General features: G+C 63.4%; 14 protein-coding genes, 5 tRNA genes and 1 pseudogene. 10 read left to right on the forward strand and 10 right to left on the reverse strand.

From position 1 onward, the window contains the following. Nucleotides 1-35 precede the first annotated feature (35 nt). The 8 genes from ACUN9Y_RS01490 to ACUN9Y_RS01525 all read right to left on the reverse strand — a co-directional run bounded on the left by ACUN9Y_RS01490 (nucleotide 36) and on the right by ACUN9Y_RS01525 (nucleotide 6364). Nucleotides 36-1958: a PrkA family serine protein kinase gene (locus ACUN9Y_RS01490; protein ID WP_445458902.1), complete on the reverse strand. Its 1923-nt coding sequence runs from the start codon at nucleotides 1956-1958 to the stop codon at nucleotides 36-38. 384 nt (nucleotides 1959-2342) lie between these two features. Continuing rightward, a complete protein-coding gene (locus tag ACUN9Y_RS01495) occupies nucleotides 2343-4355 on the reverse strand; it encodes an oxidoreductase (protein ID WP_445458903.1) in 2013 nt (670 codons plus the stop codon). 508 nt (nucleotides 4356-4863) lie between these two features. Continuing rightward, a tRNA-Asp gene (locus tag ACUN9Y_RS01500) sits at nucleotides 4864-4940 on the reverse strand. A gap of 3 nt (nucleotides 4941-4943) precedes the next feature. Next, nucleotides 4944-5020 (reverse strand) — tRNA-Val (locus ACUN9Y_RS01505). A 68-nt stretch (nucleotides 5021-5088) separates the two neighbouring features. Further along, nucleotides 5089-5165 (reverse strand) — tRNA-Asp (locus ACUN9Y_RS01510). A 28-nt stretch (nucleotides 5166-5193) separates the two neighbouring features. Further along, nucleotides 5194-5270: transfer RNA gene (locus ACUN9Y_RS01515), tRNA-Asp, on the reverse strand. 43 nt (nucleotides 5271-5313) lie between these two features. Then, nucleotides 5314-5389, reverse strand: a tRNA-Val gene (locus tag ACUN9Y_RS01520). Between the two features lie 246 nt (nucleotides 5390-5635). Further along, on the reverse strand, nucleotides 5636-6364 hold the full coding sequence (locus ACUN9Y_RS01525; protein ID WP_445458904.1) for an alpha/beta family hydrolase: 729 nt from the start codon (nucleotides 6362-6364) through the stop codon (nucleotides 5636-5638). Between the two features lie 167 nt (nucleotides 6365-6531). Between ACUN9Y_RS01525 and ccoN the strand changes: the two genes are divergently transcribed. The 10 genes and pseudogenes from ccoN to fnr all read left to right on the forward strand — a co-directional run bounded on the left by ccoN (nucleotide 6532) and on the right by fnr (nucleotide 16296). Next, entirely contained in the window at nucleotides 6532-7956 is a 1425-nt protein-coding gene (ccoN, locus tag ACUN9Y_RS01530; protein WP_445458905.1) for a cytochrome-c oxidase, cbb3-type subunit I, read from the forward strand. A 22-nt stretch (nucleotides 7957-7978) separates the two neighbouring features. Then, nucleotides 7979-8596, forward strand: a complete 618-nt coding sequence (gene ccoO / locus ACUN9Y_RS01535) for a cytochrome-c oxidase, cbb3-type subunit II (RefSeq protein WP_445458906.1) — start codon at nucleotides 7979-7981, stop codon at nucleotides 8594-8596. A gap of 2 nt (nucleotides 8597-8598) precedes the next feature. Next, complete coding sequence (locus tag ACUN9Y_RS01540; RefSeq protein ID WP_445458907.1) at nucleotides 8599-8811, forward strand: cbb3-type cytochrome oxidase subunit 3; 213 nt, start codon at nucleotides 8599-8601, stop codon at nucleotides 8809-8811. Then, entirely contained in the window at nucleotides 8808-9740 is a 933-nt protein-coding gene (gene ccoP / locus ACUN9Y_RS01545) for a cytochrome-c oxidase, cbb3-type subunit III (RefSeq protein ID WP_445458908.1), read from the forward strand. The genes ACUN9Y_RS01540 and ccoP overlap by 4 nt, the downstream gene beginning before the upstream one ends. Nucleotides 9741-9972: 232 nt before the next feature. Then, the gene (gene ccoG, locus ACUN9Y_RS01550; RefSeq protein WP_445458909.1) at nucleotides 9973-11400 is read left to right on the forward strand and encodes a cytochrome c oxidase accessory protein CcoG; all 1428 of its coding nucleotides are present in this window, start codon (nucleotides 9973-9975) and stop codon (nucleotides 11398-11400) included. Then, nucleotides 11397-11912, forward strand: coding sequence for a FixH family protein (locus tag ACUN9Y_RS01555; RefSeq protein WP_445458910.1), 516 nt, complete (start codon nucleotides 11397-11399; stop codon nucleotides 11910-11912). Before ccoG ends, ACUN9Y_RS01555 begins: the two co-directional genes overlap by 4 nt. A gap of 5 nt (nucleotides 11913-11917) precedes the next feature. Beyond that, nucleotides 11918-14374 carry a heavy metal translocating P-type ATPase gene (locus ACUN9Y_RS01560; protein WP_445458911.1) on the forward strand — a complete coding sequence of 819 codons (2457 nt, stop codon included), beginning with the start codon at nucleotides 11918-11920 and terminating at the stop codon, nucleotides 14372-14374. Further along, nucleotides 14371-14523, forward strand: a pseudogene (ccoS, locus tag ACUN9Y_RS01565) (cbb3-type cytochrome oxidase assembly protein CcoS); the annotation flags it as partial. The gene ACUN9Y_RS01560 and the pseudogene ccoS, both read left to right, overlap by 4 nt. A gap of 190 nt (nucleotides 14524-14713) precedes the next feature. Further along, complete coding sequence (locus ACUN9Y_RS01570; RefSeq protein WP_445458912.1) at nucleotides 14714-15400, forward strand: sulfite exporter TauE/SafE family protein; 687 nt, start codon at nucleotides 14714-14716, stop codon at nucleotides 15398-15400. A gap of 191 nt (nucleotides 15401-15591) precedes the next feature. Then, nucleotides 15592-16296, forward strand: coding sequence for a fumarate/nitrate reduction transcriptional regulator Fnr (gene fnr, locus ACUN9Y_RS01575; protein WP_445458913.1), 705 nt, complete (start codon nucleotides 15592-15594; stop codon nucleotides 16294-16296). Nucleotides 16297-16509: 213 nt separating this feature from the next. Here fnr and ttcA read toward each other — a convergent pair whose 3' ends face one another. Both ttcA and ACUN9Y_RS01585 read right to left on the reverse strand, forming a co-directional pair. Next, the gene (gene ttcA, locus ACUN9Y_RS01580) at nucleotides 16510-17376 is read right to left on the reverse strand and encodes a tRNA 2-thiocytidine(32) synthetase TtcA (protein WP_445459081.1); all 867 of its coding nucleotides are present in this window, start codon (nucleotides 17374-17376) and stop codon (nucleotides 16510-16512) included. Nucleotides 17377-17575: 199 nt separating this feature from the next. Further along, nucleotides 17576-17815, reverse strand: a complete 240-nt coding sequence (locus tag ACUN9Y_RS01585) for a hypothetical protein (protein WP_445458914.1) — start codon at nucleotides 17813-17815, stop codon at nucleotides 17576-17578. Nucleotides 17816-17918 lie beyond the last annotated feature (103 nt).

Genomic DNA, 17918 nt, shown 5'->3' on the forward strand with positions numbered 1-17918 from the left:
CCATGTCGCCCCGCGCGGTCACGACCGATACGTCACTACTGTGACTTGCGCACCCTCAGGTACCACTCGGAGAGCAGCCTTACCTGTTTCTCGGTATAGCCACGCTCAACCATGCGAGCGACGAAGTCCTGATGTTTCTTCAGATCCGACGAGGATGCCTTGGCATTGAATGAAATGACCGGGAGCAGCTCCTCGGTGTTGGCAAACATCTTGTGCTCGATGACCCCGCGCAGCTTCTCGTAGGACTGCCATCCCGGATTCATGCCGTTGTTCTGAGCACGAGCGCGAAGGACGAAGTTGACCACTTCGTGACGGAAATCCTTGGGATTGGAGATCCCCGCCGGCTTCTCGATCTTCTCGAGCTCGTCGTTGAGCGACTGGCGATTGAACAGCTCGCCGGTCTCGGGATCGCGATACTCCTGATCTTGAATCCAGAAGTCGGCGTAGGTCACGTAACGATCGAAGATGTTCTGACCATATTCGGAGTAAGACTCGAGATACGCGGTCTGAATTTCCTTGCCGATAAAGTCCACGTAGCGCGGTGCGAGGTATTCCTTGATGTAGCGCAGGTAGCGCTCGAAGGCTTCCTTGGGCAACTGTTCCTGCTCCAGGCGCTGTTCGAGCACATACAGCAGGTGCACCGGGTTCGCCGCCACCTCATGGTTGTCGAAGTTGAAGACCTTGGACAGAATCTTGAAGGCGAAGCGGGTCGAGAGCCCGTCCATGCCTTCGTCGACACCGGCACCATCCCGATACTCCTGGATCGACTTGGCCTTGGGGTCGGTATCCTTGAGGTTTTCCCCGTCGTAGACGCGCATCTTGGAATAGACGCTGGAATTTTCCGGTTCCTTGAGCCGCGACAGCACCGAAAATTGTGCCAGCATGCGTAGCGTGTCCGGTGCACAAGGGGCATGATTCAGCGTCGAATGCTCGAGCAGCTTGCGGTAGATGTTGATCTCTTCCGAGACTCGCAGGCAGTACGGCACCTTGACGATATAGACCCGATCGAGGAAGGCCTCGTTGTTGCGATTGTTGCGGAAAGCCTGCCACTCGCTCTCGTTGGAGTGCGCCAGCACCACGCCATCGAAGGGAATCGCGCCCATGCCTTCGGTCGGGTTGTAATTGCCTTCCTGCGTCGCCGTCAGTAGCGGATGCAGCACCTTGATCGGCGCCTTGAACATCTCGACGAATTCCATCAAGCCCTGGTTGGCCCGACACAGTCCACCGGAGAAGCTATAGGCATCGGGATCGTCCTGGGAATAGAGCTCCAGCTGGCGAATATCGACCTTACCCACCAGCGACGAAATATCCTGGTTGTTCTCATCGCCCGGCTCGGTCTTGGAGATGGCGATCTGGTTGAGTCGCGAGGGATACAGACGCACGACGCGAAACTCGGAGATATCGCCGCCGGCCTCCTTGAGGCGCTTGGCCGCCCAAGGCGACATCACCGAGCGCAGGCAACGCTGGGGAATGCCGAACTCCTTCTCGAGCAGCTCACCATCCTCTTCGGGTGAAAATAACCCGAGGGGCGACTCATGCACCGGTGAGCCCTTTATCGCATAGAAGGGAATGCGCTCCATCAGCAGCTTGAGCCGCTCGGCCAGCGACGACTTGCCGCCTCCCACCGGCCCCAGCAGATACAGAATCTGCTTTTTCTCCTCGAGACCCTGGGCCGCGTGCCGGAAGTAGGCCACGATCTGCTCGATCGCCTCCTCCATGCCATGGAACTCGCTGAAGGCCGGGTAGCGCCGGATAACCTTGTTGGAAAAGATTCGCGCCAGCCTCGAGTCCTTGGCGGTATCAATCACCTCGGGCTCACCGATGGCTTCCAGCATGCGCTCAGAGGCGCTGGCGTAAGCGGAAGGGTCTTGACGGCAGAGCTCGAGGTATTCCTGCAGGGACATTTCCTCCTGCTGAACGCGAGCGAAACGGTTCTGCACGTGGTCGAAGATACTCATCGATGCCTCCTCATATGCCCGGAACCCGGCCGGTGCGCTCCAGGGGAGCGAGCCCTCACCGTTCACCGAGTGGGTAAAGTCAGCGTAGAACAGTATTAGCCATCTGCGATGGGCCCTCGTTCAACGCTGATCGTCCTTACCTATAAGAACTCATGCCACAAGAAGCGTTTCCTTGACCAGCGAAAATTCGACTTATGGGGGAGGCGTTTGTCACGCAATGAGGTATGACGGGACGTAGCGCCGTCCCGGCGCCAATCGCACAACCCGGACGCGCACAGGACAGCGCTTGGTGACAACGTGTAAAGAACGTAACCAAAAGTTCGTTTTGGCACAATATTTCCCCACCAATCCCCTCAACAGGAATATTGACGCGCCGTCATCGCGCTACAGCGAGGCCGCCAGGCGCATACCCTGATCGATCGCGCGCTTGGCATCGAGTTCTGCCGCTTCATCGGCGCCGCCGATGATGTCGACACGGATCCCAGATGCCTGTAGCGGCGCGATCAGGTCGACCACCGACTCCTGCCCCGCACACACCACAACGCTATCCACCTCGAGCAGGCGTTGCTCGCCCCCTACGCTTAGATGCAGGCCCTGCTCATCGATCCGCTGGTAGTCACACCCCGCCAGGGCCTCGACGCCACGGTGACGAAGCGACGCACGATGCACCCAGCCGGTAGACGTCCCCAGCCCCTTGCCAGGCTTGGAGCTCTTGCGCTGAAGCAAATAGACTCGACGCGGCGTAACGGGACGCTGAGGAACCTTCAGGCCACCTGGCTCGCTGACCGACAGGTCTACCCCCCACTCATCGCACCACGCGGCGACGGCGTCATCCGCCGGCGCGGTGTGGGTCAACAGTTCGGCGACATCGAAACCGATACCGCCGGCCCCGATGATCGCCACCCGCTGACCGACTCGCTCGGGCGCCATGATCGCCTCGGCGTAGCTCAACACACTAGGCAGGTCCGCTCCCGGCAGGTCCAGCGCTCGAGGGCGCACCCCCGTCGCCAGCACCACGCGATCGAAGGCCTTGAGCGCCTGGACGTCAGCCCTGGTATTCAAGCGCACCTCCACGCCGGCCTTGTCGAGCATGACGCGGAAATAGCGCAAGGTTTCATCAAACTCTTCCTTGCCCGGAATCCTGCGGGCGAAATTGAACTGCCCACCGAGCGCGGCCTGGGCCTCGAACAGGGTGACAAGGTGGCCACGCTCGGCAGCGGCCACGGCAGTGGCAAGCCCTGCAGGCCCCCCACCGACCACCGCCACCCGCCGCGGAGAGTCTGTCGGCAACAACCTAAGCTCGGTCTCATGGCAGGCACGGGGATTGACCAGACACGACGTCAGTTTGCCCTGAAAGGTGTGGTCGAGGCAGGCCTGATTGCAGGCGATGCAGGTATTGATTTCGTCGCTGTGCCCATCACGCGCCTTGGTCAACCAGGCCGCATCGGCCAGAAAGGGCCGAGCCATGGAGACCATGTCCGCGTGATCATCGGCGAGGACCCTCTCGGCCACCTCGGGCATATTGATGCGATTGGTGGTGATCAACGGAATCGACACCGCCTGCTTCATGCGTCGCGACACCTCGGTGAAGGCCGCCCGGGGCACGCTGGTCACAATGGTGGGCACCCGAGCCTCGTGCCAGCCAATACCGGTATTCAGCACATCGGCACCGGCCGCTTCGGCCTCACGCCCAAGCGCCAGAATTTCCTCCGCCGTACTCCCGTCCTCCACCAGGTCGATCATCGACAGCCGGAAGATGACGAGAAACTCCGACCCCACCGCCTCTCTCACCCGACGCAGTATCTCCAGGGGAAAGCGGATGCGATGGTGAAAACTGCCGCCCCAACGATCATCGCGATGGTTGGTGCGCCGACAGACGAACTGATTGATCAGGTAGCCCTCGGAGCCCATCACCTCAACGCCATCGTACCCCGCCGACTGTGCCAACCTGGCGCAGCGCACATAGTCGTCGATCTGACCCTCGACCTCGGCATCGCTCAACTCTCGCGGCGTGAAGGGATTGATCGGCGCCTGGATCGGTGACGGCGCCACCAGGTCCGGCGAATAGGCATAGCGCCCGGCATGCAGGATCTGCAGGCACAAGCGCCCCCCCTCACGATGTACCGCCTCGACCACTCCGCGGTGCGCCGCGACCTGACTTTCCTCCATCAAGGTGGCAGCACCCTGAAAGACGGCCCCCTCAGGATTCGGCGCGATACCACCGGTCACGATCAAGGCGACACCCTGCCGAGCACGCTCGGCATAGAAGGCGGCCAGACGCTCGAAACCGTTCGGCGCCTCTTCCAGATTGGTGTGCATGGACCCCATCAATACACGATTAGGCAGCGTCAGGTGCCCCAGGGTCAGAGAGCTGAACAGGCGAGGATAGGCGGACACGGTGGCCTCCAGGGGTGCTAGGCGGACGATTTGTCATTGTCAGGCTCGGCGGCGCTCTGCGATAGCCTCTCTGGGAAAGCTTCTCCGGGAAAGCTTCTCCCAGGGAAACGGACACCGCGACAGCATCCGCACCGAGCGATTTTCAAACAACTGTATGATAGCAAGCACCAAGGCGCCACCCCTAATCCCACCTCCCCCTATCCAGGCGTGACAAAGGCATCGTAATCGGTAGCGGCAATAGCGAGCTAGAACTAGAACTAGAATCAGAAAGACAACGACAGAATGGGGAGACACAAGGCAAGGCAAGGCAAGGCAAGGAGAGTACTACGAGCGGCCCCGGGCGAGATAAAGAGCCACCTACGAGCGGCCCCGGGCGAGATAAAGAGCCACCTACGAGCGGCCCCGGGCGAGATAAAAAGCCACCCCAACAACGAAAAGACCCCGATGCCTGAGCATCGGGGTCTGAATTCGTGCCGGATACTTCCGGACAGAGCAGGCAACAGCGAAATGGCGGACCGGACGGGACTCGAACCCGCGACCTCCGGCGTGACAGGCCGGCATTCTAACCAACTGAACTACCGGTCCGCGTGGTGGGTGATACCGGATTCGAACCAGTGACCCCCAGCATGTGAGGCTGGTGCTCTAACCAACTGAGCTAATCACCCACGTACCGCGCTGTTCTGCGTGCGACGCTCAAGAGCGGCGACTTGATCTTGCCATTATCGTGCCATCATGGCGGACCGGACGGGACTCGAACCCGCGACCTCCGGCGTGACAGGCCGGCATTCTAACCAACTGAACTACCGGTCCACAAGATGACAAATTCGAGAAGCGACGTTGGCGGACCGGACGGGACTCGAACCCGCGACCTCCGGCGTGACAGGCCGGCATTCTAACCAACTGAACTACCGGTCCGCATGCGTCATTCTCTACGTAGCCAACCCCTCGCTTGAGACGTTGGTGGGTGGTACAGGGTTCGAACCTGTGACCCCCAGCTTGTAAGGCTGGTGCTCTCCCAGCTGAGCTAACCACCCCTGGGTACGTGGCGCTGCATTCTACAGGCCCAGCCTCCAAAGTCAACGCGTATTTTGAAATCCGTTGTTCTCGGGCTCGCCAAGATTTCGCCGTCATTCATTGACTTGGGCGCACATGATCGGACGCGGCTGTTTCCAACGCCCGTTTTAACACGAGCGAATCCCGCGCCCCACGCGACGCTCCGCTCGCCACTCCCTGCCCAAGCTGGCGTCAACGAGTGGCGGCTCCCGGTCCAGTGGTTCGCGCTACGCCGCGCCGACCGCCGAGTGTTCGGTCATGAAGCGAGCCACGGTCACGGCCGCCTGCTCAATCAAGTCCGCCTGGTGTCGCCCGCTCGAGCGCTTCGGCGACCAGTCGTGATCCCCTCCCTCGAGCCAGTGGACTCGGCTCGAGGCGGCCAGCGTATAGCCTTCGACCTCATCGCGGCGACCAAAGGGGTCACGGGTCCCCTGCAGCACCAGCGTCGGGCAAGCAAGATCGGACCAGTGATCCAGGCGCAGGCTCTGCGGTTTCGCGGGGGGATGAAACGGATAGCCGGCGAGTACCAGCCCGGGCGCGCCATCTTCGGCGGCCAAGAGGCTCGCGACGCGCCCCCCCATTGATTTCCCGGCAAGCCACAGTGGCGGTAGCGATGGATGCGACATGTGGTCGCGCCATAGGCGCAATTCCTCGACCAATCCCGCCACTTTCGGGGGAGGGCGGCGGCGTCCCTCGGCCTTCATTCGCTGCATGTATGCGAACTCCACCGAGAGCGTCTGGACGCCGTGGCGGGCCAGCGCATCGCGCAGCGCCTGGAGAAACGCTGAATCGTGTCCAGCGCCGGCGCCATGGGCCATCAACAGAGAGCCACAGCGAGCTTCGCCATGAATCCACAGCGGCCCGACACCGGTCACCGAGTAGCCACCGTTGGCTGCGCAAGCGCGGGCCTCGATGAGTTCGGCAGGCCCAATAACGGACAAAGCTAAATTCGACACCAAGTACCCCTTCAAGTTCTCCAAAAGCGACCAAGATTGGTTCAGGTTAGGCCTGGGGTGGGCTAGAATCCGGTGAGGTTGTTGACCTGCATCATAAAGCGACAGTCGCCGGCGAGGCACTATGGCCGGGGGATATCCCCCCTCTAGCGTTCGATGGGAACCTGATCATGAGCACAGCATTTGAACACCCGACCTATAACTACAAGGTGGTCCGGCAGTTCGCGATCATGACGGTGGTATGGGGCATCGTGGGCATGGCCCTAGGTGTTACTCTGGCTGCCCAGCTGGTCTGGCCGGAACTCAATCTTGGCTTGCCCTGGACAAGCTTCGGTCGGTTGAGGCCCCTGCATACCAATGCCGTCATCTTCGCCTTCGGCGGATCGGCCTTGTTCGCCACCTCCTACTACGTCGTCCAACGCACCTGCCAGGTCCGGCTGATCTCCGACAAGCTCGCCGCCTTTACCTTCTGGGGCTACCAAGCGGTGATCCTGTGTGCCGTCGTCACCCTGCCCCTGGGTCTCACCGAGGTCAAGGAATACGCTGAGCTCGAGTGGCCGATCGACATCCTGCTAGCCGTGGTCTGGGTCACCTACGCCGGTGTCTTCCTGGGCACGATCAAGGTCCGCAAGACCTCCCACATCTATGTGGCCAACTGGTTCTTCGCCGCCTTCATTCTCACCGTCGCCGTTCTGCATATCGTCAACAGCGCCGCACTTCCTGTCACCGCCACCTACTCCATTTCGATCTACTCAGGTGCCATCGACGCCATGGTCCAGTGGTGGTATGGCCACAACGCCGTGGGCTTCTTCCTCACCGCTGGCTTTCTCGGCATGATGTATTACTTCGTGCCCAAGCAGGCCGAACGCCCGGTGTATTCCTACCGCCTGTCCATCGTGCATTTCTGGGCACTGATCATGGTCTACATGTGGGCCGGCCCGCACCACCTGCATTATACGGCCCTGCCCAACTGGGCCCAGTCGCTGGGCATGGTGATGTCGATCATCCTGCTGGCACCGTCCTGGGGCGGCATGATCAACGGCATGATGACCCTGTCCGGCGCCTGGCATAAGCTGCGCACCGACCCGACCCTGCGCTTTCTGGTCGTGGCCCTGTCGTTCTACGGCATGTCGACCTTCGAAGGTCCGATGATGGCGGTCAAGACCGTCAATGCCCTGTCGCACTACACGGACTGGACCATCGGTCATGTCCACGCCGGTGCCCTCGGCTGGGTGGCGATGATCACCATCGGCTCTCTCTATCACCTGATTCCACGCCTGTACGGGCGCACCGAGATGTTCTCCGTGAAGCTCGTGGCGGTGCACTTCTGGCTCGCCACCATCGGCACCGTGCTGTACATCGCGGCGATGTGGGTCAACGGCATCCTGCAGGGCCTGATGTGGCGCGCGATCAATGCCGACGGCACCCTGATGTACACCTTCGTGGAGTCCGTCGAAGCCAGCGGGCCAGGGTACATCGTGCGTCTGATCGGCGGCCTGTTCTGGGTCGTCGGCATGATCATCATGGCGGTCAACGTGACGATGACCGTCAAGGGTGACGCCAAGGACCACGCACCGCTTGCGCAGTCCGCTTGAGCCAACAGGGAACGAGAGACCCATGAGACACGAGATCATTGAAAAGAACGTTGGCCTGATGGCGGTGCTGGTGCTGGTGGTGATCAGCTTTGGCGGGCTCGCCGAGGTCGTGCCATTGTTCTTCCAGAAGCAGACCACCGAGCCTGTCGAGGGGCTCAAGCCGTTGACCGCACTACAGCTGGAAGGCCGCGACATCTATCGTCGTGAGGGTTGCGTCGGCTGCCATTCGCAGATGATTCGTCCTTTCCGCGCCGAGACCGAGCGCTACGGCCACTACAGCGTGGCCGGCGAGTCCGTCTACGAACACAATTTCCTGTGGGGCTCCAAGCGCACCGGCCCGGACTTGGCCCGCGTCGGCGGCCGCTACAGCGACGACTGGCACCGCGCCCACCTCCACAACCCGCGCGATGTCGTCCCCGAGTCGGTGATGCCGGCCTATCCGTGGCTGTTCGAGGACACCCTCGACGGCGAGGACACCCCGGCCAAGATGCGGACCCTGCGCACGCTCGGCGTGCCCTATACCGATGAGCAGATCGCGTCCGCCACGACAGACGTGCGTGGCGAGCAGGAGATCACCGCCCTGATCGCCTACCTGCAGCAGCTCGGCACCGTGCTGCCCAACTCGGCGAGTACCCCGTAACCATGGATATCGGAACCTTTCGCGGCATTCTCACCGGCATTCTGCTGCTCGCGTTCCTGGGCCTGGTGGCCTGGGCCTACTCGAAGCGGCGCAAGCCTGAGTTCGATGAGGCAGCCAACCTGCCCTTCGCCGACGACGAACAACAACCGACCCGTGACTCAACGGCGCGACCGAGCGCCGAATCCCGTCAGGACAGGGGAGAGAAGAACACATGAATACGCTTTGGGGTGACTCCCTCTCCGGCTTCTGGAGTGCCTGGATCATCGTCATCACGCTGGGCACCATCGGCTTCGCGTTCTGGCTGCTCTATGCCAACCGCAAGACCGACAAGCGCCCGGACCAGGACGGCAATGTCGCGACCACCGGGCACGCCGCCGACGGTATCGAGGAGTATGACAACCCGTTGCCACGCTGGTGGTTTCAGCTCTATGTGGCCACCGTCATCTTCTCGCTCGGGTATCTGGTGCTGTATCCGGGCCTTGGCAACTTCGCCGGTGTCCTCGGCTGGACCCAGGAAGGCCAATGGGCAGAAGAAGTGGCTCAGGCCGACGAACGCTTTGCCCCGATCTTCGAGCAATATGAAGCCGTGCCGATCCCCGAGCTTGCCAAGGACGGCGATGCCATGCAGGTGGCCGAGCGCATCTTCCTGAACAACTGTGCCATCTGCCACGGCTCCAACGCCAAGGGCGGCTACGGGTTCCCCAACCTGACCGACGGTGATTGGCTCTATGGCGGCGAGCCGGATCATATCGTCGCCACGCTCAACCAGGGCCGCAACGGCCTGATGCCGTCCTGGCAGCAACTCGGTGCCGAGAACATCGAGAACGTCACCCAGCACGTGCTCTCGCTTTCTGGCCAGTCCGATGACGCCGAACGCGCCGACAAGGGGGCCGCGGTCTTCACCTCGGTCTGTGCGGCTTGCCATACCCCACAGGGAACCGGCAACCAGGCCCTGGGCGCACCGAACCTGACCGACGACACCTGGCTCTACCAGGCGCCGGGGCAAAGCGTGGCGGACTCGGTGCGCCAGACGCTGCGCAACGGCCGCAACGGCCATATGCCGGCCCAGGCCGCCTATATCGGTGAAGAGCGCGTTCACCTGGTGGCGGCCTACGTTTACAGCCTGAGCCGGCAGGGCGACTGACCCGAGCCTCGACCGAGGGCGCATCGGCGGCGGGCGACGCGGCTTCCTTCACGTGTCGCCACCGGCCATCGCCGGGCGGTGAACCACCGAATGGTGGCCACGCCGCCGCCGCCCGACCCTCCAGTCGAGGGTATACTGCACGAGTGCGACCGCGAGTCGCACCCGTCTCCCCACCCTTTGCAGATCGCTACACTGGGCCTTCTTCGGCCCCGCGCCGCGAATCGAGCCTGCCATGAGCGACAAGATCCCCACTCGCGATGTCACCGACACCAGCGTCCAGCACCATGACGCGGTCGAGACCGTCAGCCAGAGCATGTACGAGAGCCGCCGCCACATCTATGTGCGAGAGATCAAAGGCCTCTTTCAACGTCTCAGGCGGGCCTCGAACTGGGCGCTGATGCTCGGTTTCCTGCTGCTGCCGTGGATCCCGTGGGGCGACCGACCGGCGGTCTGGTTCGACCTGCCGGGACGCGAGTTCCATATCTTCGCCGCAACCTTCTACCCCCAGGAATTCATCCTGCTGTCGTGGCTCTTGATCATCTGCGCCTTCGGTCTGTTCTTCATCACCGTATTCGCCGGCCGAGTGTGGTGTGGCTACACCTGCCCGCAAAGCGTCTGGACCTTTCTGTACATCTGGGTCGAGCACCGCATCGAGGGGCCTCGTCACCGCCGTATCAAGCTCGACAAGGGCGGCTGGGACGCCGACAAGCTATGGCGCAAGAGTGCCAAGCATGCGCTGTGGCTGATCATCGCCCTGGCCACCGGCGTCACCTTCGTCGGCTACTTCACCCCGATCCGCGAACTGGTGCCGCAACTCGCGGTGCTGGAGGCCGGCGGCTGGTCCTACTTCTGGGTCGGCTTCTTCGTCGTGTTCACCTACCTCAACGCCGGCTGGCTGCGCGAACAAGTCTGTCTCTACATGTGTCCGTACGCTCGTTTCCAGGCGGTGATGTTCGACCGCGACACCCTGATCGTCTCCTACGACTACCATCGTGGCGAACCCCGTGGGGCGCGCAAGCGCAGCGTCGACCCGGCGGCCGCAGGGATCGGCGATTGCATCGACTGCGATCTGTGCGTTCAGGTCTGCCCCACCGGCATCGATATCCGCGACGGCCTCCAGTACCAGTGCATCAGTTGCGCCGCCTGTATCGACGCCTGTGATAGCGTAATGGACAAGATGGGCTATCCGCGGGGCCTGGTCCGTTACACCACCGAGCACGCCCTCGAAGGCAACAAGACCCATGTGCTGAGGCCACGCCTGATCGGCTATCTGGTCGCCTTGCTGGCGATGATCGGCCTGTTCGTCTGGACCATCGCCGATCGCACGCCACTGGATCTCGACGTGGAGCGCGACCGGGCCCGTCTGTTTCAGACGTTAAGTGACGGGCGTATCGCCAATTCCTACTCGCTCAATGTGCGCAACCTGGACAACAAGGACCACACCTACCGACTCGAAGTCGAGGGTATCGATGGTCTGCAAGGCGACACCGACGCCATCAGTGTGCCGGCAGGCGAATCACGCAGCCGAGTGATGACGCTGTCGGTGGATCCCGCGCGCCTCACCGAGCGCAGCTACGACATCGTCGTCCGCGCGCGTGCCGAGGATGACCCGACGCTGGTCATCGAGCGTGACAGCCGCTTTATTGGAGTGCCCAAATGACGCCATCCGACCACCACGAAATTGCGCCCTGGTACAAGCAGTTCTGGCCGTGGTTTCTGATTGCCCTGCTGGCCTCTTCGGTGATGTTCAGCCTGACGTACCTCGCACTCTCGATTCGCTTTTTCGATGGCTCGGTGCCGGATGACTATTACAAGGAAGGCCTGGCCATCAACGCCCAGCTGGAAAAGCAGCAGCGCGCCGAGGCACTTGGCCTCGCGGCCAGCCTGCGCGTCGATGGTCTCACCGGCGACATCAACGTCGACCTGCGGGGCGGTGAGTACCCCGACCAGCTGGTGCTTGCCTTGATCTTCCCCACCGACGGCGACCGCGACCGCCGCCTGACGTTGAGCCACACCCGCGATGGCCACTACGTCGGCAACCTGGAAAAGGCACTGAACTACCGCTGGTACCTGCAACTGCAACCCTCGGTGGGCAACGATGCCGCCTGGCGCCTGACCGGCGAAGCCGAGTTTCCCAGCGACTCGGCGATTGCTCTAACGCCGGGCCTGTAGCCGGCATGACGATGACGTCGTGCTATCACTGCGGCGCTACGGTCGACATCGCGGCCCCCTGGTCGATCACCGTCGATGGCGAGCGCCGGGGGCTGTGTTGCCCCGGGTGCGAGGCTGTGGCTCACGCCATCGTCGACGCTGGCCTCGACAGTTACTACCGCTTTCGCAGCGCCCTGCCCGAGCGCCCTTCGACCTCCCAGGCCCAGCAGGATAGCTGGCGAGTGTTCGATGACCCGGGTCTCCAGGCGCGTTTCGTCAAGACCGAGGACAACGGCATCCAGCGCGCCACCCTGGCGGTGGATGGCATCACCTGTGCCGCCTGTGCCTGGCTGATCGAGCATCACCTCAACGCCCTCGACGGCATCGTCTCGAGTGCCGTCAACCTCTCCCAGCATCGCGTCCAGATTCGTTGGGACCCGACGGCACTGGCCCTGTCACGGCTGCTCGCCGAGATGGCCGCCATCGGCTACCCCTCCCAGCCCTACGAGCCGGACCAGGCCCAGATCCGCCTACAGCAAGAGTCCCGCATGATGGTGCGCCGCCTGATCGTCGCCGCGGTCGGCATGATGCAGGTATTGATGTTTTCGATCCCCCATTACGTCGCGACACCCGGCGATTTAAGCGCCGACTTCGAGCGTCTGTTCGCCTGGCTCGCCCTGGCCCTGACCACCCCAGTGGTGCTGTTTTCCGCGCAACCATTCTTTCGCGGCGCCTGGAGGGATGTGCGAAGCCGCGTGCTGGGCATGGACGTGCCGGTGGCCTTGGCCATCGGCGGTGCCTATCTCGCCAGCATCTGGGCCGTCGTTTCCGACGGCGGCGACATGTACTTCGACTCGGTGAGCATGTTCACCTTTTTTCTGCTGTTCGGGCGCTACATCGAAGCCCAGGCCAGAGCCCACCACGGGCGCAGCGGCAATGCCCTCTCGGGGGCCCTGCCAGCGGCGGCAGTGCGCCTGGATGGCGACGACCAGGAGCAGGTCGTGCCAGCCGACCAACTGCGCCCCGGCGACCGGATTCGGGTACGTCCAGGGCAGCAGGTTCCCGCCGATGGCATCGTGACCTCGGGCATCGCCAGCCTCGACGAGTCCATGCTCAGCGGCGAATCCTTGCCCGTGACCCGGCGCCAGGGCGATGACGTCTGCGCCGGCAGCCTGGCGGTCGACAGCCCGCTGGAGCTCGAGGTCACGCGAGTCGGCGAGGCGACCCGAGTCGCGAGTATCGTCGATCTTACCGATCGCGCCTTCGCCAGCCGGCCGCGTATCGCCCGCCTGGCCGAGCGCATCGCCCACCGCTTCGTGATCAACCTGCTACTGGTCACCGCGGCGGTCGCGCTAGCCTGGACCTTCATCGACCCGGCCCGCAGCCTCTGGGTGACCCTATCGGTGCTCGTCGTCACCTGTCCCTGTGCCCTGGCCCTGGCGACGCCAACCGCGCTGACGGCAGCCCACGGACGCTTGCGCCGAGCCGGCGTGCTGGTCACCCGGGCCGATGCCCTGGAGACCCTGGCCGGCCTCGACCGGCTGGTATTCGACAAGACCGGCACCCTGACCCGCGGCGACATCCACCTTGCCGAGACACGGCTTGCAGCGGCGACGAGACACACCGCCGGCGAGCTCACGGCGGTGGCCGCAGCACTTGAAGCGGCCTCGGAGCACCCCATCGCCCGGGCCTTCGCGACGCATCGCGACACGAGCGTCAGCGCCCAGGATATCCGTAACCATCCTGGCCGCGGTATCGGAGGGCGCTGTCAGGGCGCCCTGTGGCGGCTCGGCCGCGCCGACTTCGCCCTCGGCGAGGACGCGGCACTCGACGCCCCCGGCACCGGCCTGTGGCTCTTGCTCACCCGCGACGGCCACCCCATGGCCTGGTTCCGCCTCGATGACCGTGTCCGCGACGACGCTGCCGCGACCCTGGCGGCGCTGACGGCGCGCGGCCTGGCCGTGGAAATGCTGTCCGGTGACAGCCAGGCCAACGCCGCCACCATGGCCAGCCAATTGAACTTGACCACCTGGCGCGGCAACGCCTCGCCGGAAGACAAGCTGGCCCATCTTCAAGCGGCCCAGGCCAGAGGAGAGTGTGTCGCCATGGTCGGCGACGGCATCAACGACATTCCGGTCCTCGCAGGCGCCGACCTGGCCATCACGCTGGCGGGTGCCAGTGACCTGACACGAACCCGAGCCGACATTATCTTGCTCGGTGATAACCTCCAGCGTATCGTCGAGGCCATCGAAGTCGCCGAGCTCACTCGCCGCATCATCCGCCAGAACCTCAGCTGGTCGGTGCTCTACAATGTCATCGCTCTACCCTTGGCGGCCCTGGGGTTCGTCCCCCCCTGGGCCGCGGCGCTGGGCATGTCCGCGAGCTCGCTTCTGGTGGTCGGCAACGCCCTTCGCCTGACGCGTTGGCGGGCCTCAGCAGCGGCGCAAGCGCCTCTCACTTCACCCATATCGACGTCGCCATGAGCATCCTCTACCTGTTGATCCCGTTATCGCTGATGCTGCTGGGCCTGGCCGTCTGGGCTTTCTTCTGGGCCGTCAGGCACGACCAGTTCGAGGACCTCGAGGGGCCGGCCTATCGTATCCTGTTCGATGATGACGAAACGGATCGGCCGGCGAACAAGCCCCCCGAGAAGGCGGCGGCCGGGGAACGAGGCGGCAACCCGCCAGGCAGCGACACCGCTCACCGCGACAGTGCTGGCGACGGTGCTGGCGAGGCGCCCCCGGCGAGCGTCGAGGGATGCCGCGACGGCCCCGTAAAGGAAGCCGACGGCAACCGCAACGGCACACAACGGTGATCATCTGATGGACCCCACCGGCCTCGCGCTGCCACCGCTAACCGCGGCCTTCGTCTTCGGCCTGCTTGGCGGCGCCCACTGCATCGGCATGTGCGGCGGCATCATGAGCGCCCTGACCTTCGCCGTACCGCCGAGTCTGCGCCATCCTGCGAGACTCGGAGCGCTGGTAATGGGCTATAATGCGGGTCGAATACTCAGCTACACACTGGCTGGCAGCCTCGCCGCCAGCCTCGGCTCGCTGGTCACCCTGGCACCAGGCATGCGTACGGCACTGCAACTGATCGCCGCGGTCATGCTGGCCCTGATGGCACTGTACATTGCCGATCTGTGGAAGGGGCTGCGCCGCGTCGAGGGACTGGGCCGCGCTCTATGGAGGTACCTGGAGCCGGTGGGGCGAGGACTGTTGCCGGTGGTACGAGTGCCCCAGGCCGTGGCGCTCGGCGCCGTCTGGGGTTGGCTACCCTGTGGCCTGGTCTACTCCATGCTGGCCTGGAGCATGGCGAGTGCCGACCCGGGTCGAGGGGCGGCCCTGATGGCGGCCTTCGGCCTCGGCACCCTGCCCGCGTTGGTGGCCACCGGGCTTGCCGCACGGCAGCTGCAAGGCCTGGTTCGGCATCGCGCAACGCGCCTGATGGCGGCGGCGATGATCCTGAGCTTCGCCACGTGGCAGGCGGCCGGTGCACTAGGATTTTAATTCATGTAGATTACGTAAACTCCTATGGCAAAAGAGGTATTCAGCACTTTTGCATGACTTCTCGGTGTAGAATACTGTCTTTCTCGTGCTGGCCTCGGCCACCTAGGCCCCGACGGCGCGCGATCCTCATCGATCGCTGACTCACAGGAGTGGCGAATCTGTCTATCGGCCCAAGATCGAAGGCGACCTTGATGCATGAAACCCGCTGCGAGTCGTGCAGTCTCAGCTCTCTCTGCCTGCCCCTGTCTCTCGAGTCCGCCGAGATGGAGCGCTTCGACTCCATCATCCGCCGTCACCCACCGGTCAAGAAGGGCACCCGGCTGATCGAACAGGGCGACCGGTTCACCAGTGTCTATGCGGTGCGCTCGGGCAGCCTCAAGCAGATCACCACCGAGGGCAGCGGTGAGGCTCAGTTGACCAACTTCTTCCTGCCCAGTGAACTGGTGGGGCTCGACGGTATCGATGACGACCGTTATCCCGGCAGCGTGGTCGCGCTCGAGACCACCACCGTGTGCGAGATCCCCTTCGACCGCCTCGATGCGCTAACCCAGACGCTGCCAGAGCTTCGTGCACAGCTGTTCCGCACCCTCAGCAAGGAGCTGCGCCACGACCGCCGCATGATGCAGCTGCTATCCCGCAAGACCGCCGATCAACGTCTGGCCTGTTTCTTTCTCGGCCTCTCGGACCGCTTCCGCCGCCGTGGCTATTCGCCGTTCAGCTTCCGCCTGTCGATGTCCCGCGCCGATATCGGCAACCACCTGGGGCTGGCGGTGGAGACGGTCAGCCGCATCCTCGGGCGTTTCCAGCAGCAGGACCTGGTCGAGGTCTCGGGACGCGAAGTCAATATCCTCGACATCACCGCGCTGTCCCGACTCGCCGATACCGAGGCCAGCTGACGCCAGCGTTCGGGCGATGCCGCGGTCTCGTGCGCATCGTGGGCTGGGCTGGGCTGGGCTGGGCTGACAGTGTGCCGTAGGGGCGAGCCAGGCCTGATGCCGCCCAGACTCGAGGACGATTGTCCCAGGGCCTCGCCGAGCCGGCCCGTCGCGGGCCGAGCCACACCGCCCGAGCCACAAGCGCCACACCGCCCGAGCCACAAGCGGTCGCTGTCAGCCAGCGTCCACCACGTCGATGCGATTGGCTGTGCGCTCGGCCTGGACCCGCTCGAGGCCTTCGAAGTCGAACAACTCACGATCGGCCAACTGAGACGGGGCGACGTTAGTTACCGCCTTGAACATGCTCTCCAAGCGACCGGGATGCTTGACCTCCCACTCCGCCAGCATTTCCTTGACCACCTGGCGCTGCAGGTTGGGCTGGGAGCCGCACAGATTGCAGGGAATGATCGGAAACGCCATGCGACGAGAAAATTCCTCGATATCTGCCTCGCGGCAGTAGGCCAACGGCCGGATGACCATGTTCTTGCCATCGTCGGACAATAGCTTCGGTGGCATGGACTTGAGCGTGCCGCCGAAGAACATGTTGAGAAACAGCGTCTCGAGGATGTCCTCGCGATGGTGGCCCAGAGCGATCTTGGTGGCGCCGATCTCCTCGGCGAAGCCGTAGAGCGAACCGCGACGCAGGCGTGAGCACAGCGCACAGGTGGTCTTCCCCTCCGGGGTCTTCTCCTTCACCACCGAATAGGTGTCCTTCTCGAGGATGTGGTAGTCCACGCCGAGGCGATCCAGATACTCGGGTAACACATGCTCGGGAAAGCCCGGCTGCTTCTGATCCAGATTGACCGCGACCAGCGAGAAATTGACCGGTGCATTGCGCTGCAGATTGCGCAGGATCTCAAGCATGGTATAGCTGTCCTTGCCGCCGGACAGGCATACCATGACCTTGTCGCCTTCCTTGATCATGCCGTAGTCGATAATGGCATTGCCGGTCTGGCGCCGAAGGCGCTTGCGTAGCTTGTCGAGCTCGCGCTTGTCTGTGGCGGCCGGCGCCTCACCGGTTGTTACCCGGTCCGCGGCCATGGGGTCGAACATCTCGGCCACCGAGGACGCAGCGGCCGGGGCGGAAGACAGGGCTGAGGACAGGGCTGAGGACATGGGCACAAGAATCACGGCTGAGAAAATGAAGGGTCAACATTCTATCATCGGCCAAGGTCAGAGGCGAAGGCGTCAGCGCCCGCTCCCCCCCACAGGACCGTGCCAACAGGCTTGAGCCATCGACTCAGATCGCGCCCAGCACCAGCAGGTACCTCACCACGACACCCAGCAGCAGAGTCACGATGCCAATGCGTTGCCAGGCGTACTCGCGGCGGGTCAGCGTCAATCGCTTCTCCCAGAACTTTATCATCCCTGCCAGATCGCGGGTCCGGCGCACATAGCCAAGGTAGGCCACCATCACCATGGCCATGCCCACTACCAGCAATACCGGCTCAACAACCGAAAAAAAGTCGTGCACGCTCATCGAAAATTCGCTCCCTGGGTACGAGGCTGTTGGGTCAGGCATGTGCCTGGTCAGACATGAATCGATCGCCGCAGCGGCTGCGTCGGTCCCGAGTCGGGCTCTG

This window comes from Halomonas sp. V046 (assembly GCF_052645355.1).